The 14,884-nt window shown below is 28.9% G+C and carries 10 protein-coding genes; all 10 read right to left on the bottom strand.

Going from position 1 to position 14,884, the window contains the following annotated elements:
- Position 1 precedes the first annotated feature (1 nt).
- Positions 2-1,321, bottom strand: coding sequence for a serine hydrolase (locus LPB302_RS05000; RefSeq protein ID WP_053975214.1), 1,320 nt, complete (start codon positions 1,319-1,321; stop codon positions 2-4).
- Positions 1,322-1,323: 2 nt separating this feature from the next.
- Positions 1,324-4,230, bottom strand: a complete 2,907-nt coding sequence (locus LPB302_RS04995; protein ID WP_053975213.1) for a PEP/pyruvate-binding domain-containing protein — start codon at positions 4,228-4,230, stop codon at positions 1,324-1,326.
- Between the two features lie 141 nt (positions 4,231-4,371).
- Positions 4,372-5,202 carry an ATP-grasp domain-containing protein gene (locus LPB302_RS13965; RefSeq protein WP_367888763.1) on the bottom strand — a complete coding sequence of 277 codons (831 nt, stop codon included), beginning with the start codon at positions 5,200-5,202 and terminating at the stop codon, positions 4,372-4,374.
- A gap of 220 nt (positions 5,203-5,422) precedes the next feature.
- Positions 5,423-5,668: a DUF6095 family protein gene (locus LPB302_RS04990; RefSeq protein ID WP_053975212.1), complete on the bottom strand. Its 246-nt coding sequence runs from the start codon at positions 5,666-5,668 to the stop codon at positions 5,423-5,425.
- On the bottom strand, positions 5,665-6,477 hold the full coding sequence (gene murQ / locus LPB302_RS04985; RefSeq protein ID WP_053975211.1) for an N-acetylmuramic acid 6-phosphate etherase: 813 nt from the start codon (positions 6,475-6,477) through the stop codon (positions 5,665-5,667). The genes LPB302_RS04990 and murQ overlap by 4 nt, the downstream gene beginning before the upstream one ends.
- 54 nt (positions 6,478-6,531) lie before the next feature.
- Positions 6,532-7,362 carry a DUF4249 family protein gene (locus tag LPB302_RS04980; RefSeq protein ID WP_053975210.1) on the bottom strand — a complete coding sequence of 277 codons (831 nt, stop codon included), beginning with the start codon at positions 7,360-7,362 and terminating at the stop codon, positions 6,532-6,534.
- Positions 7,363-7,369: 7 nt separating this feature from the next.
- The gene (locus LPB302_RS04975) at positions 7,370-9,739 is read right to left on the bottom strand and encodes a TonB-dependent receptor (protein WP_082329809.1); all 2,370 of its coding nucleotides are present in this window, start codon (positions 9,737-9,739) and stop codon (positions 7,370-7,372) included.
- A gap of 90 nt (positions 9,740-9,829) precedes the next feature.
- Positions 9,830-11,287: a TolC family protein gene (locus tag LPB302_RS04970; protein ID WP_053975208.1), complete on the bottom strand. Its 1,458-nt coding sequence runs from the start codon at positions 11,285-11,287 to the stop codon at positions 9,830-9,832.
- A 2-nt stretch (positions 11,288-11,289) separates the two neighbouring features.
- A complete protein-coding gene (locus LPB302_RS04965) occupies positions 11,290-12,663 on the bottom strand; it encodes an ABC transporter permease (RefSeq protein WP_053975207.1) in 1,374 nt (457 codons plus the stop codon).
- Positions 12,664-12,668: 5 nt separating this feature from the next.
- Positions 12,669-13,916: an efflux RND transporter periplasmic adaptor subunit gene (locus LPB302_RS04960; RefSeq protein ID WP_053975206.1), complete on the bottom strand. Its 1,248-nt coding sequence runs from the start codon at positions 13,914-13,916 to the stop codon at positions 12,669-12,671.
- Between the last annotated feature and the right edge of the window lie 968 nt (positions 13,917-14,884).

The raw sequence follows: 14,884 nt of genomic DNA, 5'->3' as shown, positions 1-14,884 counted from the left end.
ATTAATTATCTGAAGATTCGTCTTTATCTTCTATATATTTTTCTTCTTTTATTTCTTCTTTATTAATATTGGCTGTTTCGTTAATCACATCATCTATTTTACTTGCCAAATACATATGAGCACCAGCTGAGTTTTTGTTTAAAACATTTGTCATTAAACAAACAATGTATTTAACTCCATTATCGTGTTCTACAATAATAACAGAATTCATGTAGTTGAATACGTTACCTGCATAACTACCACAATTAGGGTCTTTTACTCTATCACATTTATAATAACTACCAGATTTAAAATAAACTGCAGCTTCATCTAATCTAGGTGATTTTGCATAACGAATTCTTCTATCTGTTAAGTATAATAAACGCTTCATTTCTAAACTAGAGGCCTCGTCAATAACTTTACCTTGCTCTAATTTTACCAAAAACTTCATTAATCCTTTTGGTGTACCAATACTACCACCTTTTCTTCCTACATATTTTCCTGGAGGTCTTGTAAATAAGCCTCCCAATCTCCACTCATTTTCTGTAATTCCTAAATCTCTTAAAGGCTGATTAACAACTGTATTTGCCAAATTTGTAAGAGAATCTCTTGGTGTTTCTTTAAAATAGTTTTCTGCTTTTTCTGCATCTAAGAAAAAATAATCTTGTCCAAAAGCAGCCATTAACATTGCTTCTCTGTACATGATACTTGCAGCACCATTATTACTCACAGAAACCATATGATCTAACCATTCAAAAAGGGTAAACTCATCACTGGCAACTACTTTTCTTTTAGTTAACCTATCTTCTTCAATATCGTAAATTGGTATAGTATGATGATCTCCTAACCCCCAATATCTGCTAGTTACTTTTATTTTTTTCAAATACGCAATTCTCTCTGCATGAGAATCAGGACATAGTTTAGCAAGCTGATCAAAAACAGCTAATAAAACTGCAATTTTACCTACACTTCCTGGTTGATAACCTAAATTTTCTCTATGTTCTGCATATCTTAAAGCATCAGGATTACTCATATCCATAATTGCTAAAGAATAAGCTCCTCCAGGTGTAATTCTCCTTATTTTTCTATCAAAATCTTTATCAACAGTAAATAATTCTTCTACACTATCTGTAGTTTTATTGGTTAAGTTTAATTTAATATCAGACCATTTTTTATAAGCTCCTTTAGGAATTCTTGTGTACTTAACACTGTCTTTTTGAAACTGTCTAATTTGGTATAGTCTTTTAATTCCTGTGTATTCATATCCATCAATAGGATAATAGCTTACAAAACCAAATGAAATGGTAATTGCTGCAATTATTAATAGGTATTTCTTTTTCATATTTATATTTTTTCGTTGATGCTAACTTTTGTTGAACTTGATATTTTTGGTGTAATTGAATTTAAGTATTCAGAGCTTTTTGCTTGTTTGTTTTCTACAAATGGTCTTATTTGAAACAACCATAATTTATCATCTTTAAAACCAAATTCAACATCATAAACTTGATTTTTATTTCCTGATTTTGCTCCTATTTTCTTACGAACCTGAGTTGCAAATTCTCTAATTTTATCAATATTATCTTCATTTAAAATCTCATTATTAAACGAAGTATAGTATTTTTTAGTTCCTCCATAATTTGGTAATCTTATGTAATCTGCTTGTCTTGCAGGTGCTAATAAAAAGTTTTCTTTTTTGGTGATTAATCTTGTTTCTGCAGATTGCCCATCTACAGCACCACCTGCACCTCTAGAAAATGCTACAGTTAAATCTTCTTCTGCACCTGCATTGATTCCTTTAGTAATCATAACTCCAGAATAATCTACGTCTACACTAGGTATAATTAAGATTGATGGATACACATTTTCTGGATTCAATAAATATTTTTGTCTCCATTTAAAACTTCTTTCAGTGTAAGCAGAAGCCCAAACACGCTTTATTCCTTGTAGAATTTTATCTTCATCTTTTATATTAAATAAGGTAAGGTTTAAACCAGCACCTGTAAATTCTTTAAGGTCTTCCATATTTGTATCACTTCTTAAAAATACAGGAACATTACCCATATCATTTTTAAAAGCAGACTGAAAATTGGTTTTTAAATCTTGAACGAATGCTTTGTCTAAATCAATATTTAAAATTGAGGTATGTAATTTCTTTAATGAGGTTAGTAAAAATTTTTCAACCATTTCTTCAGATGCTCCGTTTTTCTTCTTTGCATCAGCTTGCTGAAAGGCGTTATTCAAATACTCCCAATAAGTTTTATTTTCATTAGGCATAGGTAAGTTCATGTGCGATTTAAAAACTCCAAAAGGAATTATTAATCCTTCTACAACTTGTTTTGGAAACAGTTGTTTTAGCTCTCCTAAGTTTGCTGCTTTTGGTCCACATAATTTACCAGAATCTGTAGCTTCAACCTCTCTCATATTTATGACTTTAGATACATCTAAGCGAATATCAGCAACAGGCACTTCAATCATATTTTTACTACGTTCTACTTTTTCAAATAGCTTTTCTTCTTCATTATTCATATCACTCTCTGGTTTTAGAATAACATTTCCTTTATTTGAAACTGCATAAAAAACCTTCTTACCATTAAATTTCTTTAAGGCTAATAAGTTTTCATTAGATAATGCAGCATTTGGTATTCCTAAGTTTCTTGCTAATAATTGTACATGAGAAACTAAGTTACCTTCTGAAACTGTCATAATTCCAGCTACTGGTTTTAAATCTGAAGGTGGATTTTGAAAAATATAAATTTTATTGGTGTTTACCTCAATTACATTTGGGTCTCCATCTACAACCACTAATTCTCCAAAAGCATAACCAGGATTTAAACCTCTTATGGCACTTTGATTGTCAATAGACATCACTTTATTATTAATTTGAGATACTTTTGCCACAAAATTACCTAGCTTACTTACAGTTTCTCCTAAGCTTAAAGCAATACTGTTTCTTACCCTATCATCTATAAAACCATAAGCCATAGGCTCAAAATTGGTGTAGTTGATAACGTCTTCATTATAATTTGCTTTTATTAATGAGGCACTCCATTCTACAATGCTTCTAGAAGTATTTAATAAATTATTAAGTTCTAAAATGGTAATGTTTTGATTGTCTAAAGCCGATTTAAAATTCTTCTCAATTCTATCATATTCCCAAAACTCGATTAAACCAGAACCTAAAGAAGCACAGGTTAAAACTTCTATTTTACGAATGGTTTCTGCTAGGCTTTCTGTTTGCCAATTTTGAGTTTCTATCAATAAAATATTCTCTAGTTGTTTGCTAATGTCTAAAAGCTTTAAGCGATCTTTAGATGATTTAAAATCTAAAATATTACCTCTGATATTTGCTAAAATACTAGCAGAATTCTCGACTATTTTTTTTGAAGATTTGTTACTCTTATAATAAGTAGAGAAGTTTTTAATTTCTTCTACAACCATTGTATTTCCATTTAGGCTTGCAACTTCTTTATCTATTTTATTAAAGTCTAAAGGAGCGTAAAATTGCTCCATAGTTACAATTAGATTTTTTAAATCTTTTTTTTCTTGTAATGATAATTTTGAATTATTTTTTTGAATATAGTTCTTTACTAAATCAATATCCGTTTTTTGAGGATTACCATGAATCTTAATTCTAATATCCATAAAACTAGGAATTTCTTCAGCTAGAATTTTAGACTCACTTCTCATTAACTGACCAATATTGGTATCTCCATTATGAGGTATATCTTTTAATGCTTGTCTTATTAAGTAGAAATTTGTTTTTAAGAAATTATCATTTTTTAAGACATCTTCAAAAAAGGATTTTCCCCAAGCTTCTTCATCTTCAGATTGCTTAGCTCCTCTATAATATTGTCCTTTTCTTAAAACCCAACCATTGTCTATACTTGCTAAATATTCACCAATCTGATATTGCTTTAATCTGCTATAATTATGATTAGCATCTAAAAACTCATTGGTTTTTGTAGCAGCTAATATTTCACCAAAAAATAATCGATTCGTTTTTCTTAAATCTAATGCAGACTGCTTAAAACTTGCATGTTGTATACCTTCTAAATCATCAGGACAAGGATCTTTCGCGTCTCTAATACTTCCATCTTCGCAAAACCATTTAATTCTATAATATGGTCCTCTAATGTCATTTTTATAAGACTCTACTAGTTGTTTTATTTGATTTGTACTTTTCTCTTGAGCTATTGAATTTGAGCTGATTAGGAAAATTAATAAGAATGAGGTAAGTATATTTTTAGTCATTTTTGTGATTGATTTACACAAATTTAACTTTTATTATTTAATTAATTGAACTTTAAAATCTATTGAGTTAGTATATTTTCTGAATGAGTTAAAAGTATTTTTTCCCCCACCAAATTTTAGTTTCGAAATAAACAAAATGTGTTATTTTGATAAGTTTTTAATTTTTTTGGTATAGGCTCTTAAGTCTAAAATTTCATTGATAAATTCTTTAGAACTTTTATATGGAATTTTATTTTGTAAGTGATTTATCATAGAAATATTATAAAGATATTTCCAATGGTTTCTAATGGATTTTAAGGCATCAAAGTAATTGGAATTTTGTGCATCATAAATATGAGTTGGCTCTGCAATAATTCCGTTAATTTCTAAAATTTTAAAATCAGTTCCAGTTTCAACCTCTTTAAAGTTGTTGTATTTTAAATCAATTCTGCCATAAAACCATCCTTTTATAGATTTTGATAAATTATCAAAAGTAGTTTCTAACTCTTTTGTAATTAAATGATTACCATTTATAAATTGAGTGCCTTTTGAATGATTACCTATAACAGAGAGAATTAACTCTTCATCTTTTGATAATATTTTTTCTAAATCTAAGTTCTCTTTTTCTTTCAGTAGTTCGACATATAAATTAGCTCTCTCATGTGCAGTAATTAGCTTAAAAAGAGAAGAAGATCCATCACCTGTAATCGTTAAAAATTTCTTTAGAGTGATAGAGCTTATCTTACCTTTCTCCTCATTAGGATGTCTGTGATAAAATATTCCACATTCATTGTTGTAATTTATATATTCTTGAATAATGATGTTAATATCATATTTCTGAATATAGTTTATTAACGCTTTTTGATCTTTAATTTTTTCAACTAATAAACCTCTAAAACCAATGTCTGGTTTTACTATTAAAGGATATGTTATTGCTGAATCTTTAAGTTTTTCTAATGTTTTTTGAATTGAATTATCACTCTTATGAAGAATACTTTTTGGTTTGTATTTTTCAGGTATTAAAGCTAAAGTTTCGTATTTGCTTTCAGTTCCATTTCCTGAACTTTTTATAGAAGGATTTGCAACACTAAAAAATGCAGGATGCTTGGCTTTTGATGCTAAGTAAAATGCGTAGGGTAAGTTTGGTAGATAAAAAAAAGAGGAGGGCCAATATTCCCAATTTAAAATTTTATGTAGTGTATTTTTATTCAGCTTATTTGTTATTAAAAATGGCTTTGCTTAACACTCCAAATGTCTTAAAGGCAAAATACATTGAGTAGAGCAGTAGCAAACAACCCACTGCTAAAAATAGGTAAGCAAAGATATTTTGAGGACTCTCAGTAAATTTATCAATAGCTTTAAAACCCATTGTAATTATAATTGGTGAAGCAATAAAAAGTAAAATTACCACTCCTAATCTAACTAATCCTTTGCTTAACAAATTTAAATCTGTACTCATTTCTTATAATTTTTTACAGCATTTCTAACACTACCAAATTTTTGTAATAATTGGCTAGCTTCAGTTTTACTAATATTTAATTCAGCAACCAACATTCTTTCTCCTCTATCAACTAACTTATCATTAGAAAGCTGCATGTCTACCATTTTGTTTCCTTTGACTTTACCCAGTTGAATCATGGTAGTTGTAGACAACATATTTAAAACTAATTTTTGAGCTGTTCCAGCTTTCATTCTAGAGCTGCCAGTAACAAATTCTGGGCCAACTATAACCTCTACAGGATATTGTGCAGTTAATGCTAAAGGACTATTTGCATTACAAGTAATACAACCAGTTATAATATTGTTTTCATTGCATTTTTCTAAAGCTGCAATTACATAAGGTGTTGTGCCAGAAGCAGCAATACCAACAACAACATCGTTTTTATTAATTTGATGTTTTTGCAAATCTAGCCATCCTTGACTTTTAGAGTCTTCTGCAAATTCTACTGCTTTTCTAATTGCAATATCTCCACCTGCAATTAAACCTACTACCAATTCATGAGGAACACCAAATGTTGGTGGACATTCTGAAGCATCAAGAATACCTAATCTACCAGAAGTACCTGCACCCATATAAAAAAGTCTACCTCCAATTTTTAATTTTTGAATAATTTGATGGGTTAAACTTTCTATTTGAGGCAAAGATTGCTTCACAGCTAAGGCAACTAGCTGATCTTCATTATTAATGTTGGTAAGCAATTCTGAAACTGACATTTTTTCTAAATGATCATATTTCGAATCTTGCTCTGTAGTTTTTGTAAAATTCATCAATCAAAAATAGGTATTTTAAATTTTTGATTAGCTGAAATCTTCATTCAAAATTTAATCTTTTTCAACCAAATCTAACGTAAATGTATCTGTTTCTGAAATTTGAAAATATCCTAAAGGAAAATTATCTTCATTTGTAGTGTTAATTACATTACCCAATAAAGAAGAAGGCACAGATTCAAAAGGGCCACCTGCATTTTGTCCACTTTGATCTATTAAAATATTGAAGTAAGTATAGTACTCTTTAGATACTCCAGACATTTTAATAGTAACTGTTGTTGGTAACTCAATTTCATCTTCTTGATAAAAGCTAGAAAAACTGTAATCTGCTCCATTAAAGAATCTATCTTCTAAGGCTAAAAATAGTGCATTCGAAAAATCGAAAACATAGTAATTATCAATAGAACCATCATCTGTAAAAAAGATTTGAATTTCAGTTTCTTCTCCTGAAAATAAAGTTTCATCTCCCTGAATTACATTGGTTAAAGGAGTAGATTTTACTCTTGCTGCAGTTGCTTTATAAGTTTCATTGTCATAAACTACAGTTAGCTCATAGGTGGTGTTTTCTTCAGGAATAAATGAATTTGTTGGTTCATAATCTCCATCTAAATTTGCATCGTTAAAATTGATGATATTACCATTACTTAAGTTTGTTAAGAAGACTGAAGCGTTAGTAACTGTTGGTATAGATTCATCAAAATAATCTGCAGATAATCTTAGTTTTACAACAGTTTCTGCAGTTACTGGGCTCTCATCAAAAAATATTTGAAAAGAGGCATCAATAATTAATTTGGGTGTTGTAGAAGGCACTTCTACATCGATTACTTTTTCACATTTTGAAAATAAGAAAAGTAATAAAATGGGTAGTAAATATTTATTTTTCATCACTTTACTAAAATTTAAAATTATAGGTTACAGAAGGTACTAAACCAAATATTGAGGTTTGTACTGCTTCATTTCTAAACGTTTCTCTATTTTGACTAAAGTTAATAGAAGCTGCATTTTGTCTTCCATATAAATTATAGATTCCAAAAACCCACTCACTCTGCCAACGTCTATTTTTATTTTTTTCTGGAGTTAAGGTTGCAGAAATATCTAATCTATGATAAGCAGGAAGCCTGTCTGCATTTCTTCTATTATCATCATAAATAGGTACGTTTAAACCAGAAATTTCATACTGACCAACAGGATAATTTGTTGGCTGCCCAGTTTGGAAAAGAAAGTTGGCATTAAATGTCCATTTTTTAGACAACTCATAACTTCCATTTAAAGAAATATCGTGAGTTTTATCAAAAGGAGTGCTATACCATTCACCAGAATTAATTCCTGGTTCATTAGGAGTTCTACCTAAAGTTTGTTGTTCAGATCTAGATAAAGTATAAGCTAACCAACCTTTAAAATCACCTTCGTTCTTTTTTAATAATACTTCTAAACCATAAGCTCTGGCTTGCCCATTTAAAATTACGGTTTCAATTTCATTGTTGGCAACTAAATTAGCCCCATTTATATAGTCTATTCTGTTCTGGATATCTTTATAAAATACCTCTGTTTCTAATGAATAATCTCCATTCTTAATAGACTTAAAATAACCTAAAGCATACTGATCTAGTAATTGAGGCTTGATAAATTGACCACTTGGAGCCCAAACATCTAATGGAGTAGGAGAATTGGTATTGGATAAAAGGTGTAAGTATTGAGCCATTCTATTGTAGCTCATTTTAATAGAAGTGTCATTATTTAGTAAATAAGACAATGATAGTCTTGGTTCAAAATTTTGAAAACTAGCTAAAACATCACTTCTGCTGTAAGATTCAGTACCAATTGCTTCTGCAGATTCATATCTTTTAAATTCTTCGTTATAAATTACAGGATTATTGTCTGCATAAACATTTATTTCATCTTGACCCAGTCTTGTAAAATTGCTAAAACGAACTCCATATTGTACTGTAAGTTTGTCGTTTATTTTTTGCTCAGCAGCAAGATATGCAGCAAACTCGTTAGCATATTTATCTGTTAATTTTTCTGCTTGAATACCAGAATCAGCTCTATTAGGTATAATTTCTCCAGGATTAAATTTAATGTATATATTATTTATTCCATAAGTAAGTGTAAACTTCTCATTCAGATAGTGTTTAAAATCGTATTTAAGATTAAAGTTTGTAATTCCAGAATCCCATTCAAAACCAACAAAATCAAGAGTTAAACCATAAAAGTAATCAGAATAAATAAGTGATAAATTAGAAAATATTTTGTCAGAAAAAAGATGATTCCATCTTAAATTTAAAACTGTATTTCCATAATCATTTACGAAACTATCATTTATACCAAATACATCTTTTCCAAAATAGGTAGATAAAAACACATTGTTCCTGTCATTAAATCTATAATTTATTTTACTGTTTAAATCATAGAAATATGCTTTGTTATCATTGTCAAAAAGAGGTAAGAATAAATGAGCATAAGAAGCTCTACCTGCAACAACAAAAGAACTTTTTTCTTTTTCAATAGGTCCTTCTGCCAGTAATCTCGATGAAACTAATCCAATTCCACCTGTTAAATTAAACTCTTTACTATTACCTTCTTTTTGATAAATGTCTAAAACTGATGATAATCTACCTCCAAATCTTGCAGGAATTCCACCTTTGTACAACTTAACATCTTTAATAACATCTGGATTAAAAACTGAGAAAAAACCAAATAGGTGAGAGGAGTTAAATACTATTGCTTCATCTAGTAAAATTAAATTTTGATCTGCAGCACCACCTCTAACATTAAAGCCAGAAGCGCCTTCACCTGCACTTGTTACACCAGGTAATAAAATCAAAGATTTAATTATATCTGCTTCTCCAAGTACAACAGGTATTTTCTTAATTGTTGAAGACGTTAGTTTGTTTACACTCATTTGTGGAGTTCTAACGTTAAGTTTTTCAATATCAGATTCAATGATAATTTCACCTAAACTCTCTGCTTCTTCATTAAGTTTATAGTTTTTAGTAACATTATCAGTTAAGATTATTTGCTCTGAAATACTAGTGAAACCTAAGTAACTAATTTGGATTTTATACGTTCCTTTTGGTATGGTTAAAGAATAAAAGCCATACTCATTTGTACTTGTACCTGCATTTAATTCTGGGAAATATATTGAGACACCAATTAAAGTTTCATTATTTGCATTATCGTAAACTGTACCACTTACAGTAACTTTTTCTTGACTATATAAAGATATAGTACTCAAGAAAAATATGATGAGGAATTTTTTCAATGACAATATTTTGTTTGATTAATATTCACTAATATTAAACAAAAGTACTATTTAAAGGAATAAATTTGTTAAAGAAAACGTTAAAAGAATCTAATCATAAATAATATCTGCCACTTTTATTTTTTCGTTTTTAATGAAGTCATAAAGTGTTAATCTTCTAAGTGTATAATAATCTGTCCAGAATTTTTCTAAAGAGTTTAAATATTGCAAAACAGATCTGTCTTGTTCTTGTAAAGCAATGTTTAAATCTGTAATTCCTATTTTTCCTAAAACAAAACGTTTTTTAGCTATTTCATAACGTTTTAGTGCAATTTCTTGCGCTTTTTTAGCAGTTTTTAAAAAATTACGTTGATTTTGCCAATTTAAAACATGTAGGTAAATCTCTTGTTCAAACTCTTGTTCTTCAATTTCAATGTTGGTATTTACCAAATCTTGATTCGCCTCTACTAGTTTTCTACGAGATTTAGAAACACCCCAATCTAAGATTGGCACTCCTATAGATAAAACTACATTTTGTTGTTGATTATAATCTTGAAATAAATCATTAAAAACAGCTCCTTGCTGAGAAATACCAAAGTTAGCTCTGAAACTCATTTGTAAGCGATTGTTTCCTTTTACTTCTGCTACATCTTGCTCTGCTTCTAAACGTCTTCTTCTAAACTCAATAACTGCTTTTCTGTTTGCTTTGGCTTCCTCTAAAGCTTTTTCTACACTTACTGTAAATGTAGTTAACTCTTTAGGAGTAGATAAAACAATGTTTTCTGTATCTAAAATTAAGTATCTAGATAAATTTTGAGAAGATCTTTTAAAATTGATTTCGTTAGTAATTACTTCATTTTCAGAATTTAAGACAGATAATTCTATTTGTAATAAGTCATTTTCTGCAATTTTACCCATTTTATATCTTCCTTTCGAAATTTGAAATAAAGTATCTTGATTGGATAAGTTAGATTTTGCAATTCTAGATTGAATTTGTGCTTTTAATAAGGCAAAATATCTTCTACTTGTGTTAGATGATATTTGCTCCATTCTTTCTATAAACTCTCTTTTTGCTTCTTCGTAAATCAATGGCTCAATTCTTTTTTGCCATTTGAAAGGATTGTAAAAAAGTGAATTTTGACTATAGTTTAAAGAGAAAGGAATTACTGAAAACCCTGTAGATGCATTATCACCAAAAACATCTACTCTCTCTAATTGTGAACTTACAGAAATTGTACCACCAGTTAAAGCGATATTTTGGTTTAGAGATAAAGCTCCATCAAAACTAGCTTGGTTAGATCTTACAAAAATATCTTGACCATTATCATTGGTTAATCTATTTACAGAATTAGAATATCTGGGTAAAGTAGCATCTAATCTCAATTGAGGTAGAAAACCTGCTTTATAATTGCGAAACCTCCAGTAACTAGCTTGATTTTGATTTAATAGCGCTTTGTAATCTGGAGAGTTTTTTTGTGCTATAGCAATGGCTTGTTCTAATGTAATTTCTTGCTGACTAAACAATGAGCATGATAGTGCAAAGAGAAATGGTAATAATAGTTTTTTCATAGTTATTCGTGTCTAATAGCTTCAATAGGACTTTTGTTTGCTGCTGATTTTGCAGGTGCAATACCAAAAATTAACCCTATTAATGTTGCAACAAAAAATGATAATAAAATTGAGCTTACAGATAAAATGGTTTCTATTCCTGTACTTATTTCTAAAATATAGGAGGCTAAAACGCCTAAAACAATTCCAATAATTCCACCTCCAATACTCACTAAAACTGACTCTGTTAAAAATTGTAGAATTACATCTTCTTGAGTTGCACCAATGGCTCTAATAATACCAATTTCTTTGGTTCTTTCTAAAACAGATGCAAGCATAATATTCATAATACCAATTCCTCCAATTAATAAAGAAATACCTGCTATAATACTTAAGACTATATTAAAAATTTGTTTTGTTTTTTGTTGTTGTTTCAATAATTGAATAGGTATAGAAATTTCAAAATCTAACATGTCATTATGTCTTCTTTTAAGCATTCTACTTAAAACATCTGCTGTTGAGTTTAATTGAGCTGAATTATCTACTTGAACAACTAATTTATCCAATTGATGATAATTACCTCTAGGAATTCTTTGCTTAGGTCCTTGTTGCTGGCCACTAATAAAAATCATTCCTCCACCAGTTTCTATGGGTTTATCCATTATGGTTTTACGATCTTTATAACGAACCAAAAAGGTTTTAATAGGAATATAAATGTCTAAGTTCATATCTCTAATTCCTAAGTTTTCTTGAGCATTATCAGATATAAATTTTTCTTCAATAACCCCAATTACCTGTAACCAAACATCTTTTACTTTTATTTGCTTACCAATAGCACTTTCTCCAGTAAATAGCTTTTTCTCAATTTTTTTACCAATAATACAAACAGGTAAAGAGTTTTCAACTTGATTGTAAGAGAAGTTTTTACCACTCTCTATGGCAATATTTGAAGTTTCGAAATAATTAGGAGCAACACCAATAAGTTTTACAGGGTTTTGTCTTCCCTTTTTTATTACATAGGTTTCTAAGACTACTTCTGGGCTCACAGACTTTACAGAAGGTATGTTTTTTTTAATGCTATTTACATCTAACATATCTAAACCTTTAGAAAAACGAATAGCTTCTAGAGCATCTCCATCTGAACCTTCTTCGCTTTCATTATCATCCTTTTCATCTGGAATGGGTGTAATTACGATATTGTTTACACCTACTAATTCTAATTGAGCTAATATTTCTTTTTCTGCTCCATTACCAATAGCAAGCATAGTGATTACAGCTGCAACTCCAAATATGATTCCTAAAGAGGTAAGTAATGTTCTAACTTTATTCGCTAAAATTACACGAACAGCCTCACTAAAATTAGATTTTAGTTTCTCAATATATATTTGATCAAACATAAAACCTAGTTTATTTGAGCTATTTGATCATTTTCATAACCTTCAGGTTTGTTAAGATAAACAACATCGTTCTCAGAAAGACCTTCTGTTATAATAACAGAATCGTTATTAGAATCACCAATTTTAACCTCTTTTTTAACTACGGAAAAGCCAGATTTTTTGTAAACGTAAGTAATTGAATCTTTAGAGAATATTGCTTCTAAAGGAATGCTTAAAACATCTTTCTTTTCGAAGGTTAATATTTTGTTTGATGTTGTCATTCCAGGTCTTATATTATCATTAGATTCATTAAGTTTTATCATTACTTGAAAAACTTTAATGTCAGAACCTCTTTTATTTTCTCCTACATTAGCTACATCTGTAACAATACCAGGAATTTCTACATCAGGAAAAGCATCAAAACCAACTTTAACAGGTAAACCTTTTTTAATCTTTCTAATATCTACCTCATTTGCATAAGTTTTAGATTCCATTTTTGTTAAATCTGGTAAACTTGCAACTGTAGGATTCCATGGACTTATAGTAGAACCGACCTTTTTCTTAGAACCATCCCAATTTTTGAAGTAAGTAATCATTCCATTTCCATCAGAATAGATGGTAAATGATTTAAGAAGTTCTAGCAAATCGTTCAATTCTTTTCTAATCTTGGATACTTCTGTGCCAACTTCAACCATTTTTGCGTTGGCTTGTCTTTTTTTAATTCGGTAGTTTTCTTCTTTTTCTCTTAAATCTCTTTCTGATTTTTCTAAATCTATTTCTAACTTTTTAATAGTTGCTGGTGGTTCATAAATAGATTGTTTTAATTCTAATCTAGTTTGTTCCATGCTAAAACTTAAATCTTTAATAGCATTTCTTTCTTGTTTTAAAGATAGAGTAGTGTCTAATTGTTGTTGAGTGTATTTAGATTGTGCTGTTTCTAAGTTTAATCTTGCATCTATAATTTGCTCATTAACACCTGTAGGATCTAATCTTGCAACATAATCTCCTACTTTAACAATAGAACCTTCAGGAACTAAATCTTGAATTTTTATGTCTCGTAATTTAAATTTTCTTAAGTTTTCTGGTCCGTTAATCTTTTTTAAACTTGTAGATTGAGCTTCTCCAGATGTAATTACTTCGCTTACAAAATTTCCTTTTTTCACTTCTGTAGTCAAGTAAACCTCACCATCACTTGAAGGCGAAAAATAACTATAAATAAGATAAATTGAAATTAAGGAAATAACTGAGATAATTGCTATTTTCTTCTTAGACATGTTAATTGATTTGAATTCGTAAATCAAATCTAATTAAAAAAGGAGTGCTTTATAGTACTACTTCTGTTAATGTTTTCTTTAAAAAAATGTTAAAGCTTATTTCAGTTTTGAAATTTAAACCTCTTTTGGTCTTAATTGTTGTTTTATTAAATATTCATTCTGTAAATGGTTAAAATCAATACTTATTTAGATTTGTTAGATATCTCAAAACACAATGTAATATTTATCGAATTGAATAAGTACGTTATTATACATAACAACAATATTTTAAGTTGAAGTTGTCTGTTTGTAGTTGATATTTTTATAAGAATTTACAATATTTTCTTGACTTTCTACCTTAATTAAATACTGTTTAAATTGAGGCATCATAGTCGCTATCGTTATATATTCTTTTTCATCTAGATATTTTTTATTCGTTATAATGTTAGAAAGCTTTAAATAATACTCATAAAAAACTTCATCTAATTTTGCATTGAATTCTTTAAATAAGGTTTTACCCCAAACTTCAAATTTATTGTCATCGTCTTTCTTAGAAGAGTCATTTTCATAAATTAGAAACAGATTTGATTTAAATAAAATTACCTATTTTAAACTTTTACCAGTTATATCACATGATAAATCTAGAGTTTCACCAAGTAAATGTTGTAAATGAGTAGAAGAGAAGTTTATATTGCCTAATTAACTAAAGTCTTTAGCAATATTAGAATTACTTAATTTTAATGCTTGTAAGGTGTCATTCTCATCAAATAAAACTTTTTCTACTTTTTTATTTTACTATTGTAGAGTTTATTTCCATATGCTACAGCAATATAAGCTAAGATTATAATTAAAATACCGGCTATTAATATGTTTTCAGTTAGCATAAAAAACTATTTTATTCCTTAATTATTTAACCCTATCAATTTATTTTCAGAGGTAATAGTTTTAAAATAATTATAGTTTTAAATTTAATTTTAAATAGGAGTATT

The organism is Polaribacter dokdonensis, assembly GCF_024362345.1.
Lineage (GTDB): Bacteria > Bacteroidota > Bacteroidia > Flavobacteriales > Flavobacteriaceae > Polaribacter > Polaribacter dokdonensis.
Note: the sequence above shows the minus strand (reverse complement) of the source record. Positions and strands in the feature narration are given on the sequence as shown.